Source organism: Bauldia litoralis (genome assembly GCF_900104485.1).
Taxonomy (GTDB): domain Bacteria; phylum Pseudomonadota; class Alphaproteobacteria; order Rhizobiales; family Kaistiaceae; genus Bauldia; species Bauldia litoralis.
Genome location: NZ_FMXQ01000013.1, coordinates 1 through 14,578, shown reverse-complemented (window position 1 = coordinate 14,578; position 14,578 = coordinate 1). Strand labels below are relative to the sequence as shown.

16 protein-coding genes are annotated in these 14,578 nt (G+C 63.0%); 12 read left to right on the top strand and 4 right to left on the bottom strand.

The genetic code is table 11. From position 1 onward, the window contains the following. Nucleotides 1-134: 134 nt before the first annotated feature. Both BLT60_RS22675 and BLT60_RS22670 read right to left on the bottom strand, forming a co-directional pair. Entirely contained in the window at nucleotides 135-1,466 is a 1,332-nt protein-coding gene (locus BLT60_RS22675) for a thymidine phosphorylase (RefSeq protein WP_090880800.1), read from the bottom strand. Between the two features lie 18 nt (nucleotides 1,467-1,484). Next, a complete protein-coding gene (locus BLT60_RS22670) occupies nucleotides 1,485-2,741 on the bottom strand; it encodes a hypothetical protein (RefSeq protein WP_090880797.1) in 1,257 nt (418 codons plus the stop codon). Nucleotides 2,742-2,892: 151 nt separating this feature from the next. On the opposite strand from BLT60_RS22670, the gene BLT60_RS22665 reads away from it, so the two are divergent. The 11 genes from BLT60_RS22665 (at nucleotide 2,893) to BLT60_RS22615 (ending at nucleotide 11,444) form a co-directional block, all read left to right on the top strand. Further along, nucleotides 2,893-5,361 carry a phage tail tape measure protein gene (locus tag BLT60_RS22665; RefSeq protein ID WP_090880794.1) on the top strand — a complete coding sequence of 823 codons (2,469 nt, stop codon included), beginning with the start codon at nucleotides 2,893-2,895 and terminating at the stop codon, nucleotides 5,359-5,361. After that, nucleotides 5,361-5,783 (top strand): phage tail protein, encoded by a 423-nt coding sequence (locus BLT60_RS22660; protein WP_090880791.1) that lies wholly within the window; start codon nucleotides 5,361-5,363, stop codon nucleotides 5,781-5,783. The genes BLT60_RS22665 and BLT60_RS22660 overlap by 1 nt, the downstream gene beginning before the upstream one ends. After that, a complete protein-coding gene (locus tag BLT60_RS22655) occupies nucleotides 5,780-6,007 on the top strand; it encodes a tail protein X (RefSeq protein WP_090880788.1) in 228 nt (75 codons plus the stop codon). The genes BLT60_RS22660 and BLT60_RS22655 overlap by 4 nt, the downstream gene beginning before the upstream one ends. Before the next feature lie 3 nt (nucleotides 6,008-6,010). Beyond that, complete coding sequence (locus tag BLT60_RS22650) at nucleotides 6,011-7,021, top strand: phage late control D family protein (RefSeq protein WP_090880785.1); 1,011 nt, start codon at nucleotides 6,011-6,013, stop codon at nucleotides 7,019-7,021. Nucleotides 7,022-7,031: 10 nt separating this feature from the next. Beyond that, nucleotides 7,032-7,346 (top strand): hypothetical protein, encoded by a 315-nt coding sequence (locus tag BLT60_RS22645; RefSeq protein WP_090880782.1) that lies wholly within the window; start codon nucleotides 7,032-7,034, stop codon nucleotides 7,344-7,346. A 107-nt stretch (nucleotides 7,347-7,453) separates the two neighbouring features. Further along, complete coding sequence (locus tag BLT60_RS22640; protein WP_090880780.1) at nucleotides 7,454-8,386, top strand: C40 family peptidase; 933 nt, start codon at nucleotides 7,454-7,456, stop codon at nucleotides 8,384-8,386. 13 nt (nucleotides 8,387-8,399) lie between these two features. Continuing rightward, nucleotides 8,400-8,645, top strand: coding sequence for a hypothetical protein (locus tag BLT60_RS22635; protein ID WP_090880777.1), 246 nt, complete (start codon nucleotides 8,400-8,402; stop codon nucleotides 8,643-8,645). Between the two features lie 132 nt (nucleotides 8,646-8,777). Next, entirely contained in the window at nucleotides 8,778-9,125 is a 348-nt protein-coding gene (locus tag BLT60_RS22630) for a hypothetical protein (RefSeq protein WP_090880931.1), read from the top strand. After that, the gene (locus BLT60_RS22625) at nucleotides 9,122-9,343 is read left to right on the top strand and encodes a hypothetical protein (RefSeq protein WP_090880774.1); all 222 of its coding nucleotides are present in this window, start codon (nucleotides 9,122-9,124) and stop codon (nucleotides 9,341-9,343) included. Before BLT60_RS22630 ends, BLT60_RS22625 begins: the two co-directional genes overlap by 4 nt. Nucleotides 9,344-9,361: 18 nt before the next feature. Continuing rightward, complete coding sequence (locus tag BLT60_RS22620; protein ID WP_090880771.1) at nucleotides 9,362-10,111, top strand: hypothetical protein; 750 nt, start codon at nucleotides 9,362-9,364, stop codon at nucleotides 10,109-10,111. A gap of 574 nt (nucleotides 10,112-10,685) precedes the next feature. Further along, the gene (locus tag BLT60_RS22615; RefSeq protein WP_090880769.1) at nucleotides 10,686-11,444 is read left to right on the top strand and encodes a recombinase family protein; all 759 of its coding nucleotides are present in this window, start codon (nucleotides 10,686-10,688) and stop codon (nucleotides 11,442-11,444) included. Here the strand turns inward: BLT60_RS22615 and BLT60_RS22610 are convergent. Next, nucleotides 11,393-11,758: a RuBisCO large subunit C-terminal-like domain-containing protein gene (locus BLT60_RS22610; RefSeq protein ID WP_210185668.1), complete on the bottom strand. Its 366-nt coding sequence runs from the start codon at nucleotides 11,756-11,758 to the stop codon at nucleotides 11,393-11,395. The genes BLT60_RS22615 and BLT60_RS22610 overlap by 52 nt on opposite strands. Nucleotides 11,759-11,869: 111 nt before the next feature. On the opposite strand from BLT60_RS22610, the gene BLT60_RS22605 reads away from it, so the two are divergent. Then, the gene (locus tag BLT60_RS22605; RefSeq protein WP_139167930.1) at nucleotides 11,870-12,940 is read left to right on the top strand and encodes a M42 family metallopeptidase; all 1,071 of its coding nucleotides are present in this window, start codon (nucleotides 11,870-11,872) and stop codon (nucleotides 12,938-12,940) included. Nucleotides 12,941-13,232: 292 nt separating this feature from the next. Here BLT60_RS22605 and BLT60_RS22600 read toward each other — a convergent pair. Next, the coding region (locus BLT60_RS22600) for a radical SAM protein (protein ID WP_139167929.1) at nucleotides 13,233-14,578 on the bottom strand (1,346 nt) is incomplete at its 5' end.

The following is a 14,578-nucleotide window of genomic DNA, read 5'->3' as shown; positions in this document are numbered from 1 at the left end:
GATTCGAACACTTTCGCCGCTCGCTCTGCTGCGGCCCCAGGCTTAATTTGGTTCGTTATCAATCCCGCGACTAGGCCGCCCCGCACCGGCGCCGACAGGACCAGCAATCAAAAACCCCATACCGGTAAATGCGGTCAGATTCCGTGCGCGATGCGTTCGCGCACGATTGGTCCGGCCGCCGGTTGCGGCGTCGGGCTGGTTCGGATCGCGGAACGGATCATCTCCGCCGCCGCCTTGTAGCTGTCCTCGCTCCGCGCATGAACGACGCAGATCGGTCGATCGGCATCGGCGAACTCGCCGAGCTGGATGAAGTTCGTCATGCCGACGGAGAAGTCGATCGGCTCCGACGGTCGTTTCCGCCCGCCGCCGAGAACGACCAGCGTCAGGCCGATTTGCTTGGTATCCATTTCCGCAACGCAGCCCGGCGCTGCGGCATGCACCGGCCGGATGACCGGCGTTGCCGGCAGATGACGCTCCGGCGCCGCCATGAAGTCGCTCGGCCCGCCGAGCATCTCTACCATCCGGCCGAAACGCTCCGCCGCGGCACCGTCGTCGAGCCGGGCCTTGGCCATCCCCCGGGCCGTGGCGAGATCGGGCGCGATGCCCGCGAGCACGATCATTTCGGCCGCAATGATGAGCGTCAACTCCTCGGTGCGGGGATCGCGGTACTTGCCCGATAGGAAGTCGACGACCTCGATCACCTCCAGCGCATTGCCCACGGTCGTACCAAGCACCGAGTTGAGGTCCGTGATCAGATGGACATTGGGAAGGCCGGCATCGGCCGCTACCTCGCCCATGCTGTTGGCGAGCCGCCGCGCGTCGTCGATGGTCTTCATGAACGCGCCGGACCCGCAACCGACGGAGGTCACCAGCCCGCGCGGGCCTGCGGCAAGCTTCTTCGACAGGATCGAGCCAGTGATCAGCGGCACGCTCTCGACCGTGCCGCTGACTTCCCGGACATAGAAGAACTTGCGGTCGGCCGGCGCGAGATCGAGCGTCGGCCCCATGATGGCGCCGCCCACCTCCCTGACTACCTGCTTGAATAATTCGGGCGACGGCTCGATCTGGTAGCCCGGGATGCTGTCGAGCATGTCGACCTCGCCGCCGCAATAGTCGATGCCGCGGCCGGTCACGTTCGGCGCAATGACGCCGCAAGCCGCAGCGATTGGCACCACCAGCAACGTCACTTTTTCGTCGCCGACGCCGGCGGTAGAATGCTTCTCGATGATCCTGCGGGTGTCGAGCCCGCTCCAGTCGATGACGCGGCCCGAGTCGCGCATGGCGAGGGTCAGCGCCGTCGTCTCGGCAACGGTCATCCCGCGCAGGAACACAGCCATGGTGAACGAGCCGATCTGGCCCTCGGAGACCACATCATCCGTAGCCCATTGAACGAACGCCGAAATCTCTTCTTTCGTCAGCGTTCCGCCGTCCCGCTTCTTGCGGATGATTTCTTGCGGCAGCAGCATGCTCTGGTCTCCAATCTTCTATTGAAAGAACTCCGGGAACTCGGCTTCGAAGCGCCGTTTCCGATCGTGGGCCTCTTCAAGTTCCGGGTGCCAGCCCGGGTGAAGTCGACGGGAGCCCACATGGGCATCCCAGCCTCCGCGGGACCCCTGAAAGACCTTATCGCAGCCGGCGATGGGGCAGCGGAAGATCCTGTTCGCTGCCCCGAAGTCGGCGCGCAATACCGAGGCAACGGATCGGCCCGACCCAGCCGCCTGCCTTACCGTTCGTTTTGGCCGGGCGAGCGGTCGCTCCCGCCCCGAGAATGTTCGCAGCGGCAACCCGAGATTCACGCTGCCGGTTCCCAGTATTCCCCCTTCAGATTCCGGCGAGTGGAGATGGGCAGGGCACAGCGGCGCTCCCTCCAGGACGCAGCGCAACAGTGCCGCCGCTGTCACGCAGGCGTCGAAGTCGTCCTCGTTCGCCTCAGCCTGGGCAAGGTCCTCAAGTTCAACCGAAAGTGAGCTTACCCAACTCGCGGCCTGTAGCGCTGCGATGGCCTTGCGACGGACGCCCGCATCGGTCTTGGCGACGACCAAGGGTGCCCGCGACGTTGGGGGATCATCGAGTAGCGCCGTCGCATAGGCAGCACGAGGATACATCTCGCCGACTACAACCGGCGTTGACTGAAGAAGCGTTTGAATTTCCCCCTCGAACGGCCAGACCTTGAAGGTGCGGGCCGCGGTGAGCTCACAGGCAAGCTCCTGCCATAGCGCACAAGCCGCACTGCCAACGGAACCGGGAATGCCGGACTTGATGAAGACCGACTTAGCCCCGGTCGTCCGGTCAATCTGACGATACATATCGACGCCGAAACGAGCAGCCGCATCGAGATAAGTTCGAAGGCCACCAGCCCCCGCGGGGACTGAGAAGAACGGGCGCTCGACGGCCCAGTCCAGCACCGCTGTGGTGGCATCGTAGAAGCGCGGCATCGAACGGGCTCGCGGCAGGAGATCCAGGAAGGTTGCCAAGGGCTGAGCGCCTGGGAGGCTGCCCATGGCTGTCAGGTAACTGTCCGGAACCCCGAGCGGAGCATCGAACGTAGCGAGGACCGAGCCAGTCAATGTCCATCGCTGCGCTTCCGCGAGGACTCCGGCGAAGGACCACCCGTCGCCTGGCACCCGCCGGACGACCCGCGCCGGGATGTCGGCGGCGTAGACCGCGCGCTTCGAGAAATTCTTGCCCCAGTCAGCACAAAGGATGACGGAAAGAGGCCTATCCGATGCTCTGGTAGTCATTCGATCTGGCTCGTCGAGGATTCCGGGATAAGAATCTTTAGCTCATAGATTTCCGACTCCCCAGGCAATTCTAACCGGTTTCCCAGCTGCCGCTCGAAATGAGTTGCAGCTTTGGCCCGTGTTTTTTCATCGTAGCGACCAGCGGTGCGTCATGGCCAACCTCACCTCACAGCTGATCGTCCAGCTGCTGGATCGAGTGTCGGCGCCAGCACGCGCGGTGGCCAACAGCCTTCGCGGGATTACCGGCGCTGTGCGCGGCGCCAACACCGCGCCACTTTCCTTCAGCGACCGGCTCGATGCGGCGATCACCCGCAACAACCGGGCGCTGGCCAGTGCAAGGGCGGGTGTCCTCGACGCGGTCGGCGTCTTCTATACGCTGAAGGCTGCTGTCAGCGCGCCGATCGAGGCGGCGAACGCGCTGGAAACGGCGCTTGCCGAGCTTGGCGCCAAGGCGAACCTGTCGACCGATCAGCTCCGCGCCGTTGGTGATGCGGCCAAGGTGGTTGGCCGCGAGGTCAACCAGTTCACTGCCGATATTGTCGGAGCGCAGGACTTCATCGTCGGCATGGGCCTCGATCTCGACCGGGCCGCGAGAGCCATGCCGGCGATCGGCAAGGCGGCGACGGCAACCAAGGCCGACATCCTCGACCTGTCGAAGGCGGGCTATGCGGCGATCTCCAATCTGGGTCTCGCCCCCGAGGAGCTGACCAGAGCCTTCGACATGATGGCGCTCGCCGGCAAGGAGGGCGGCTTCGAACTGAAGGACATGGCGCAGTACTTTCCGGCGATCACCGGTCTGGCTGGTTCGAAGGGGCTGAGTGGCGCGAAGGGTCTCGCCGATATCGCTGCCGCCTTGCAGATCGTCCGTCGGACCGCAGGGGATGGCTCGGAAGCCGCTACCAACTTCAACAACATCCTCCAGAAGATTAACGCCAATGACGCGATCAAGAACTTTGCCAAATACGGCATCGACATCAATGCGGTGCTGAAGAAGGCGGTGGCCGAGGGAGCAAGCCCGCTCGAGGCAGCGCTCCGCGCCATCAACAAGGCGATCGACGGCGACCTGTCGAAGCTCGGCACGCTCTTCGCTGATGCCCAGGTCCAGAAGGGCCTGATCCCGCTCCTTCAGGGGATGGACGACTATATCGCGCTCCGGGAGAAGGTCACCGGCGCCTCGGGGGTCATCGACGCCGACTTCGACCGGATGATGGAGACCAGTGCGGAAAAGCTCAAAAGCTTCCAGATTGCCTGGGCGAACTTCCAGTCGACGCTGGGGGAAGCGCTCATGCCGGCCCTCAATGCGGTCGCCGCTGCGCTTGGACCGATCCTCGAAGGCATTACCAGCCTGATCCGGCAGTTTCCGGAGCTGACCGGCGGGGTCTTCGCTTCCGTGGCCGGATTCATTGCGCTCAAGGCGGCGATCTCGGGCCTGTCGTTCCTTGGGCTGCTCGGCAAGGGCGGGCTGCTTGCCGCTGTCTCGGCGGTCCGCAATCTCGGTGTCGCACTTGCCGCCGTCGCAGCGGTCGGCGCCGTCCCGCTTGCCGCCATCGCTGCGGCAGTGGCCGCGATCGGCGCTGCGGCGCTCTTCATCAGGAACAACTGGGAGGGCCTCAAATCCTTCCTTGCCGGCTTTGCCGAAGGCTTCTCAGCAGCCTTCGCGCCGGTCGCCCCGATCGTCCAGCCGGTCGTCGACCTGTTCCGAACCCTCTTCGACACGATCAACGACCTGCTCGGGCCGATCAACGCGACCAGCGAGGAATGGCGGAGCTGGGGTGTTGCGGCGGGCGAAGCCGTCGGTGGCCTTCTTGCGATGCTGGTCGAGCTGCCTGGCAAGATCGGCGATGCGATCTCCGGGTCGGTCGCGATCCTGACCGGCTTTGCGACCGCGTTCTTCGACGCCGGCACGAAGCTCGTCAAGGCGCTGTGGGACGGCATGGTGCAGGTCTTCACCGACGTGAAGGCGGGCATCGATCAGAGAATCGCCCACATCCTCACCGCGGTGACAGGCGTGTTCGGTCCGGGCGGTTTCCTCGCCATCCTGACCGACATGCCAGCCAGGGTCGGCGCAGCGATATCGCAGGCGGTCGCGGTCATCGCCCGCTTCACCACCAACTTTTTCAACGCCGGCTACAACCTGATCAAGGCTCTGTGGGATGGCATGGTGCAGGTCTTCGCCGATCTGGTCGCCTGGATCGACGGCAAGATCGCCGAGTTGCTTGCGCCGATCAATGACGCCGCCAATGCAGTGCGGGACTTCTTCGGGTTCAGTGGCGGCGCGGGCGAGACAACGAACAAGGCCGCCAAGGGCGACAGCCTCGGCCAACAACTCGGCATCGACCATATCCGGGCGAAGGGTGGCCCGGTGTCGGCGGGAGAGAGCTACCTCGTCGGCGAGAAGGGCCCCGAACTAATCACCCCGAGCCGCTCCGGCTATGTCCATCCAGCCGGAACCAGGCTCGGATCGGGACCGACGATCACCGTCGCCCCGGTATTCCACTTCAACAACACCCGCGCCGCCGACGCCGAGCTCATCACCGCACAGGTTCGTCGGGCTCTCAGTAGTGAGGTCCGCGAGCTCTTCCGCGGCGTCTATGCCGATACCGGCATGCGGTTCGCCTGATGCTGATGACCCTCGGACCGATCCAGTTCGAGGTCTATCCCTTCAACGCCACCGACTATGCCCACGGTCACGAAAGCGCCTTCGCCGAGAAGCCCGTTCTCGGCGCAAGGCCGCCGCTCGAATGGGTCGGAGAAGGTGCCGAGACCTGGTCGCTTCACGCCCGGCTGTTTCCGCACAAGTTCGGTGGCCTCGGGGATCTGAGCAAGCTCCACCAGGCCCGTGCTTCCGGTCGCCCCCAATACCTGATGCGCGGTGACGGTGCTTTGATGGGCTGGGTCGTCATCGAGAGGGTGACGGAGCACGCGAGCTACCTCGATGCCAAGGGCATCGGTCGGGTCATCGACGTCGACATCGCTGTCCGACGCTGTTCCGGTCCCGCCAACGGGGCTTACTTCGCGATCCTCTCGGGGCTGTTCCCATGACCAGCATCGTCGAGACCGTGACAGTTGAGGGAGAATACCTGACGGTTTCGCTGATCGTCTGGCGGCGGTTCAGGCGGCCGATGCCGGGGCTGGTCGAAGCCATCCACGACATCAATCCGGGTCTCGCCGGTCTTGGCGCCTGGCTTCCGGTCGGCACCACCTTCGACATGCCGATCCCGACGCCGCGCGAGCCGGTCATCCTCGATCCTGTCCGGCTGTGGTGATCCATGTCCAAACGCGCCGTGTTCATGGTCACGGTTGCCGGGACTAACATCACCGCGCCACTCCTGCCGGTGCTGATCTCGCTCACGGTGTCCGACCGGGTTGGCACCCATTCCGATACGGCGACGCTTGCCATCGACGACACCGACGGCCGGATCATCCTTCCCGCCATCGGCGCCCCGGTGGTGGTTGCTCTGGGCTGGGAAGATGGCGGTGTCCGCATCGTCTTTACCGGAACGGTCGACGAGGTGCGGTCGTCCGGCTCGCGTGGTGGCGGACGGACGCTCGCCATCACCGCCAAGGGCATCGACACCACGAAGAAGCCCAAGGAGGCCCAGCAGCGTCACTTCGACGACAAGACCGTCGAAGACATCCTCAAGGCGGCTGGGAAGACCGCCGGCGTCACCGAGGTTGAAGTCGATCCGGCGCTCGCCTCGATCACGCGCACCTACCTCGAGATGCGTGACGAGAGCTTCATCCATATGGGCGAGCGACTCGCTCGCGAGATCGGCGGCAACTTCCGGATCCAGGGCACCAGAGCCGTGATGAGCAAGCGCGGCGGCATCTATACGGCGGCGGTTGCCGCGGTCTGGGGCCAGAACCTCCATGCCTGGGACATCGCTCCGGCGCTCGGCCGAACCCGGTTCAGCAAGGTCAGGACCCGTTGGTACGACCCGACAGACGCCGTCTGGAAGGAGACGGAAGAGACGACCAGCCTCGATGTCGATGCGCGCCACGACCATCGCTTCAGTTTAGCCAACGAAGACGAGGCGAAGGGACAGGCCGCAGCCGACAAGGCGACCAGCGAGCGTGATTCAGGCGAAGGCTCTGTCACCATCGAGGGCGACACCAGCGCCATCCCCGACGGGCTCTGCATCGTTGCCGGGGCCCGTCCCGGTGTCGATGGCGCCTACCGCATCGAGGCGGTTACCCACCGCTACTCGCGGGGCGGCGGCTTCGTCACCGAGCTCGAGCTCAGGCAGCCGCACGAGGGTGCGGGGCAGGACCTGCGATAGGAGGCCCGGCATGGCGACCGACTGGACCAGCAACATCCCCGCCGCGGTCTACTTCATCATCGGCATCGGCGGCTTTGCCGGCGCGATTCTGGCGATCGTAAAGCTCTGGGAGACGGTCGTGCCAAGTCGTCAGCAGCAGTTCGCCAAGGATGTCTCGACCATCAAGTCCGATATCCAAGACATTCGCTCCCGGGTCGGCATGCTCGAACTCGATATTGCCAGGATCGACCAGCCTTCGATCGCCCGACGCTTCGACGGCATCGAGCACAAGATCGACAAGCTCTACGACTTCCTCCTCGAACGCCTGACCAAGTCTCCGCCGTAAACGGCGAAGTCTGCCCGCGCCACGCGCGGGGAAACCAAAAGACCCCTCCATCACCAACCAGCAAGACGCCGGCGAGCCAGGAGCTTTCCGGCGCGGGAGATATGTGCATGACCCCCTTCCAGATCGCGAAGACCTACCTTGGCACCAGAGAAGTCACCGGCCCTGCCGACAATCCCAGAATCATGGCGATGTATGCCTCGGTCGGCCATGACTGGGTCGAGCATGACGAAGTGGCCTGGTGTGCTGCCTTCGTCGGTCACTGCCTCGAGAAGGCCGGTATTCGCTCGACCCGCCAGCTCAACGCCCGTTCTTACCTGACCTTCGGTGAGGCGGTGCCGGTCGACAAGGCGCGGGAGGGTGACATCGCCGTCTTCCAGCGCGGTTCCTCATCCTGGCAGGGCCATGTCGCGTTTTTCGTCAAGGCGACGGCATCCCAGATCGAGGTTCTGGGCGGCAACCAGTCGAATGGCGTCACCATCGCGAAGTATCCGCGCACCCGGCTTCTCGGCATCAGGCGCCCGATCGGGGTCGCCTCGAACTCGAAACCGCTGCTCAGCGTCGTCCAGCAGAAGCTCAAGGATCTCGGCTACCACGAGGTCGGCACCGTCGACGGCAAGCTTGGTCCCAGGACCCGGGCCGCTATCCTCGCCTTCAAAGCGGACAACGGCCTTCCGCTCTCGCCCGAGATGGACGTCGCCTTCACCCAGGCGCTGCAGAAGGCACCACCTCGGGAGATCGCCCCGGAGCGTGCCAAAGGCAAGCCGCAGGGCTCGCGGATCGTCGGCGCCGCCAATGCCCAGATCGCCACAGGCCTCGTCGGCGCCGTCAGCGTCGCCGGTGCTGTCATCGCCCCCGCCATCGAGGCAGCCGAGCGCGCCAAGGACGTGACCGAGCGGGCCGTCGGACTTCTCAACCTGACGGAGTTTATCGCGCCGTTCCTGCCGTGGATCGGTGTGGCCATCCTCGCGGTCGTCATCGTGCTGGCCTGGCGCGCTCGCTCGGCCCGGATCGAGGATTTCCGGACCGGCAAGACGCCCTGAGGGAAGCCGCGCGATGTTGTCCCTCCTCAGCGCGCTCTGGTCCCGGTTTTCTCTCGCGCTCTCGGTGCTGGGCGCCGCGATTGCGGCGATCGGCATTGTCTGGCTCAAGGGCCGGGCGGCGGGCAAGGCCGCCTGGGAAACCCGACGCCAGAGAGCAAAAGCCGAGGCTTCGAAAGAATCAGAGGAGATCAGGCATGACGTTCAGGTCGATAGTGATGCTGGCATTGATCGTCGTCTCGATCGCTGGATGCACGACTGACCCGATCTTCAGAAACGACTGCGACTGGGTCCAGCCTATCCGGCCGTCACCCTCGGACGCCCTGACCCGGCAGACGAAAGAGCAGATCCTCGCCCATAACGAGGCTGGTGCCCGGCTCTGCGGGTGGCGCCCGTGAGCGTCGATGTCGTCGATGGACCGGCGATCGTCGCGGGCTACCAGTATCGGCTCCAGATCGAGGCGGAGGGCGGGCTGTTCCCGGAGGGCGCGGTCTTTACCGCGCAACTTCGGTCGAAGGTCTCGGCAGCGTCGGTGATCGCGACGCTGTCGACCGCCAATGGCGGGATCGTCAGGGTGTCGGACACGGTGGTGGAGCTGGTCGTCGCGCCCGAGTTGACCACTGGCCTCGCTGCAGGCAGCGTTGTCATCGACCTGGTGCGCACCGACCTCATCCCGCCGCGCCATCTCTCCTTCTTCCTCGAGATCCCTGTTGTCCTTCCGGTCACGCGGGGGCTGCCGTGACCGACAGAATCGAACTGACCACGACCACCGGACCGATCCGCGTCCGGGCCTTGGTGAGCGAGTCGGTGAGGCTGTGGATCGCGGCTGTGCCGGTTTCGGTGCGGGTGCTCGGCACGCCCGGCCCCGACGGCAGGCTCGGCGAGACAGGGCCGCAAGGGCCCGTCGGACCGCCCGGCAACCTTGAGACCGGCATCGTCGTCGACGGCGGCAACTTCTGACAGCTAAGGAAAACACTCATGGCGAACGTCATTCGCATCAAGCGGCGTGTCTCGGGCGCGGCTGGAGCGCCAGCGGCGCTTAAATCGGCTGAACTCGCCCACAACGAAGTCGACGACACACTTTATGTCGGCAAGGGGGACGATGGCGGCGGCAATGCCACCAGCGTGGTTCCCCTCGCCGGCAAGGGTGCATTCGTCGATCGATCGAGCGCCCAGACTGTCGGCGGCAAGAAGACCTTCTCGTCCGTTCCGGCCGCAGGCGAAGATGCGTCCGCCGACGCCGAACTGATCCGCAAATCCCAGTTCGATGCCGGGCTTGCGACGAAGTCGGCCGCCTCTCATGGTCATGCTATTGCCGAGATCACCAGCCTTCAGACTGCACTCGACGCCAAGGCGCCGCTGGTATCGCCTGCACTCACAGGGACACCGACAGCACCGACCGCGGCCGGTGGCGCCAACTCCACCCAGATCGCCACCACTGCCTTCGTCGCCGCGGCGGTTGGCGCGTTGATCGACGCCGCCCCCGGCGCGCTCGACACGCTGGCCGAACTCGCCGCGGCCCTCGGCGACGATCCGGACTTTGCGGCGACTGTCACGAATGGTCTAGCCGGCAAGCTCGCGATCACGTCAAACCTTGCCGACCTCGGCAATGTCGCGGCGGCGCGCGACAATCTTGGACTGGGCTCGATGGCCACGCAGGCCGCCGACAATGTCGCCATCACGGGCGGAAGCGTCGTTGGCTTGATGCTGGATGGGGGAACGTTCTGATCCTGCCGATCATCGTCAGAGTCTCGCGATCGTGACGGACGTTTCCGAGCACCCGCGCGACTGGCGCTTCTGAGCCACGGGACGTGCCGTCTGCCCGCCCGCGGTCGAATACAGCCACGAATTCCAGGCGCATGCGGCCGAGGAACTCGCGTTGCTGCCGGGGGATCAGCAATCGCGGAGATGCTCAGCGATCATATTATCTGTCCTGCGCGGGCATGTTCGCGCTGGAATACCTTCGCCGGCAGGAGACCGCGCAGGCACCGCATCTGCACCACACTCTCGGGAAGTGCCCGAATGGTCACTTCGGTCCGAGCGCCTTCAACCGTTCGCAGTCATCTGGCTCGAGAGCCGCTTCCAACACCACATCGGCTTCATCGATGTAGCTCATCCACATCGGACGTCCTTCGAAGGTGGTGTTCTCCGGGTTCCCAGCATGGCGGCAAAGAGCACGGGCCGCTCGTTCCCGGGGCGACAGCTGACGGGATCTGGCTTTCACTCGGCGACCTCCAGCATTGGAATCCGGTCGAACATCCGGCCAGTTGCTTCGGCAATCCGGGATTATAGGGCTCCCGACATGGCGAGCCAAGAAGCTCAGCGAGCCGCCGTCACCCGCTTCGCGGAGACGGAGGGCTACGAGCTGGTCGCGGAGTTCGTCGAGGCGCAAACCGGCAAGGGAGCCGACGCCCTGGACCGGCGACCGCAGCTCGCCGCGGCGCTGGCGGCGGGCAAGGCCAGCAAGTGCTCCGTCATTGTCGCTAAGCTTGACCGCCTTTCCCGAGATGTAGCCTTCATCGCCGGCCTGATGGCCCAGCGTGTTCCGTTCATCGTGGCCGAACTCGGCGCCGATGCCGATCCCTTCATGCTCCACATTTACGCCGCCCTGGCCGAGAAAGAGCGACGGCTGATCTCGGAGCGGACGAAGGCCGCACTCACCGCACGCAAGGCTTCAGGAACCCGGCTCGGCAACCGCACCAATGCCGCCGAAGCAGCAGCGCTGGGACGGAAGGTTCAGACCGCCGAGGCCGAAGCGTTTGCCGCCAACGTCATGCCGATCATCGCGTCGCTAAGGGCGACGGGGGTTCAGGATCTGCGCGGGCTCGCGGCGGCGCTCAACAATCGCGGTGTGCGAACGGCCCGCGGTGGCCGCTGGCATGTGTCGAACGTCAAGAACATCGTCGATCGGCTGTCGAACCCTGAAGCGAGGCCCTTTTATAGGCGGGAACAATCAATTAGGCGGGAACAATCAGTCGCACAGCAAGCCCGAGTTGGGCGCACGCATCATCAAAGGCAAGAAATTGTTCTTTCATGGCGATCCGAATATCCTTCACCGTGAACGCGGCGCGGACGCCACAACTGAATTTCCTGTCTCTCGAAGGTCTCCAGCGCTGCCTTGAGTTCGCCGTGGCATGTGGCGAATTCCCCAATGGCGATGTTCCGACGCGCAGCATCTGTCGCCTGACGTAGGGCCGCCACGCCCGCGCTTGGGCCGCCTGGATGGCTCATGATGCCGCCACCGGCGCAGAAGGCGAAATCATCATTGCCAAATGGCGCGCGCGAGGGCGCGACCTGCCACGCGGTCCGGCCGGAAGAAAATACCGGCAAAAATTGCCGGAGCTCTGAACACGCGACAGCCTCGAGTTGACTCATTCCGATCATCCGTCTCAGTTAGGCACTGGCGGAGTTGTCTCAAGCGCGTCGAAGGCAAGCGCAATGAACAACTCAGCAAAAAGAATTGGAGCCATTTAGGAGCTGGCCAACGTGTCCAATCCAACGAATCCGACGGAGACTGATTGGGCAAGTCAGGGCAAAGCGGCGCTTGAATTTATTCGAAGGGCGATGCAATGCCACTCGCCAAGTGGCGTTGAGAACGAGATCAATCGTCTTCTTGTTTTGGAGATTGAGACTCTCCGGCTGAAACCGCAAACGGATGGCGCTGACAATATCTTTATAGAGATCCCTGGAGAAGACAATTCACGGAAAGTTATCGTCACTGCGCACAAGGACGAGCTTGGCATGCTGGTGCGACGAATAGATACGAAAGGGGTTATCGAGATCGACCGTTTAAATGGAGCCTATCCGTGGGTCTATGGAGAAGGCCCTGTAGATATTATTGGAGATTGTGAAATTGTTCAGGGAGTCTTGGGCTTTGGATCTCGCCACGTTTCAGAACCATCGCCAACTTTCTATCTACAGGGTGATCGTGCATTGCTATGGAGTGACGCACGAATAGAAACCAAACTATCCAGCTCCAAACTCGCCAATCTCGGTGTAAGAGTTGGCTCACCTGTTGTTCTTGGCCGGCCACGGAAGTCTTTGCTGCAACTACCGGATGACTTTATCGCTGGATATGCACTTGATAACCGCGCCAGCATGGCAGTCCTCCTTCTTGCGATGACCCATCTAGGTCGTCCAAGATTTGATACGATTTTTGCTTTCACATCAAAGGAGGAACTGGGCGGTGTCGGTGCGTTGCACCTTTTTTCCTACAAACACCCAACTGATGTAATCGCTCTAGAGATACTTCCAGAGTCGGAGCAATGCGAGGTTAGCAAGCGACACGCTCCGCATCTTCTTGTGAGAGATGGGCACGGGATTTATGACGATAGGCTCAATCGAGAAATATTCAGCCGCGGGTCACTTCACGGTATTGAGATCAACTATGCAATACTAGCACGCGGCGGTAGCGATGGCTCAATTGCTATGAAGTATGGAGCCGTGCCTAGGGCAGCAAATTTGTGTATGCCAACCTCAAATTCACATGGCTTTGAAATAACGAGTCTTCGGGCAATTATTTCGACATTCAAAGTATTGCAGTCATTCCTGTACTAAAGTGTGCACGGCGGCCAAAAACCATAGGGGCTGAATCTCCTGCAACGATCTCGCGCGACGCGCGACGTGGAATTTTCGAAGCCGTGCCCTCTGACTCGATGCGGCGTGCTGAAACGGGGCTTCGCCCATTTCAGCCCGAACAAAAGAACGCTGCATTGTAAGCTGAATAGTTTCTAGTCTTGTAGTTCAGCGGCTTCTATCTGATCATGCAGTCAAGTAATTACGCTTGATCCGCGACATGAAGCTATGACGCGACTGGTGGTGCACACACGGACGGGACCTAATGTGGATGCTATATGAAGAAGGAATGTCCCATGTCCCGAGTGCAAGCCCTGAGATCGTCAACCCAAGCCTGCACGACATCCATCTGGCCGCGTCTGCGCAACGCTTCGATTCTGTGGAACACTCGGTTGTGATGGTGGCCGCGCGAGTTGTGCGGACAACTGTTCTTGTAGCAGGTTTGGCGGTTGAGTTTGTCGAGCACCGCGCGCCTGCGGTCCGACTTCAGGATCGCGCATAGATCACTCTCGAAAATATTGCCGATGGTGTACTCGGGATTGCCATAGCTGTCCGAGCAGATCTGCACGTCGCCGTTGTGCCGGATCTCGCCGCAGATGCCGTAGGCTAGGCAGTCTGTCCCCGTCGCGTAGGCCTCTTTCTCTGGTGGCGCCTCGAAGCTGTCCTTGACCGATATCAGCGGGATACCGAGCTCGGTAACGATGATCTCCCAGACCTCGCCACCCGGCTCCACCAGAGCGCGCGCCCGGGCCTTGGTGCCGTCCTTGAGCTTGGCGTACGTGCCCTCAAAGTGGCCGTAGTTCATCACCGGACGGACGATGACGTAGTCGATGCCGGGGCCTGCATCTTCGACTACGGCGCGAATCTCCTTCGCGGCCTCGACCACATCCTGCATGTTGCGCTCGTCGATGATAAGCGAGATCCCGATCAGGGTGCGCGCGCCACGGCGAATCTTGCTGGCGCAGAGTTCGCGCATCCTTGCCTTGACCTGGCTGAAGTAGTCCCACTCCTTCGGATATCCGTGGAAGCGCTGGTACGCCTCCTCCGTGCCGCAATTCAGACTGATGCGGATCAGCGTGGGCTCTGCGTCAAGGCAGCGCTCCACCTCCAGCAGAACGCCATTGGTTAGGAAGCTCGACGTCAGTCCCAGTGATCGCGCGTAGAGCATCCCGTCGTAAGAGAACGGGTTGCTTGTCGGGTCGCCGCCACCCCAAACGATCCCCATCTGTCCGTCTGTTCGAAGCTCTGCAAGCTGGTCGATCGCGCGCCGCAGACCCGTAGGATGCAGCGTATTGGCCTCGGTGATCGGCGTGTTGTTGGCCCAGGTCCCGCCGTCGACCCAGCGCAGGCGCGTCGTTCGCCGCGTACAATGCGGGCAAACAAAGTTGCAGACAAGTGTGAAGATCCCCTCGTAGTGTGCAGGGACAAGGTCGAAATACCGGCCCTGCAAAACCGACTCCGCCCGCTCCCGCCAATGCACCCATTGAGCCATGTACTTAGGGAGGGCGACGAAGGTGTCGCGATCGCAATACTCGCCCGGGCGGTCCGGGATCGGGAACCGCGTGCGCCCGGTCAGGTCCGGGAGATCGGCACCAGGATAGGGCTGCAGGCGGTCGGGCA

Coding starts and splice junctions, on each gene's coding strand:
- BLT60_RS22645 (WP_090880782.1), top strand. CDS start 7,032: ATGGCGACCGACTGGACCAGCAACATCCCCGCCGCGGTCTACTTCATC.
- BLT60_RS22615 (WP_090880769.1), top strand. CDS start 10,686: ATGGCGAGCCAAGAAGCTCAGCGAGCCGCCGTCACCCGCTTCGCGGAG.
- BLT60_RS22635 (WP_090880777.1), top strand. CDS start 8,400: ATGTTGTCCCTCCTCAGCGCGCTCTGGTCCCGGTTTTCTCTCGCGCTC.
- BLT60_RS22665 (WP_090880794.1), top strand. CDS start 2,893: ATGGCCAACCTCACCTCACAGCTGATCGTCCAGCTGCTGGATCGAGTG.
- BLT60_RS22650 (WP_090880785.1), top strand. CDS start 6,011: ATGTCCAAACGCGCCGTGTTCATGGTCACGGTTGCCGGGACTAACATC.
- BLT60_RS22675 (WP_090880800.1), bottom strand. CDS start 1,466: ATGCTGCTGCCGCAAGAAATCATCCGCAAGAAGCGGGACGGCGGAACG.
- BLT60_RS22620 (WP_090880771.1), top strand. CDS start 9,362: ATGGCGAACGTCATTCGCATCAAGCGGCGTGTCTCGGGCGCGGCTGGA.
- BLT60_RS22670 (WP_090880797.1), bottom strand. CDS start 2,741: ATGACTACCAGAGCATCGGATAGGCCTCTTTCCGTCATCCTTTGTGCT.
- BLT60_RS22660 (WP_090880791.1), top strand. CDS start 5,361: ATGCTGATGACCCTCGGACCGATCCAGTTCGAGGTCTATCCCTTCAAC.
- BLT60_RS22640 (WP_090880780.1), top strand. CDS start 7,454: ATGACCCCCTTCCAGATCGCGAAGACCTACCTTGGCACCAGAGAAGTC.
- BLT60_RS22610 (WP_210185668.1), bottom strand. CDS start 11,758: ATGAGTCAACTCGAGGCTGTCGCGTGTTCAGAGCTCCGGCAATTTTTG.
- BLT60_RS22655 (WP_090880788.1), top strand. CDS start 5,780: ATGACCAGCATCGTCGAGACCGTGACAGTTGAGGGAGAATACCTGACG.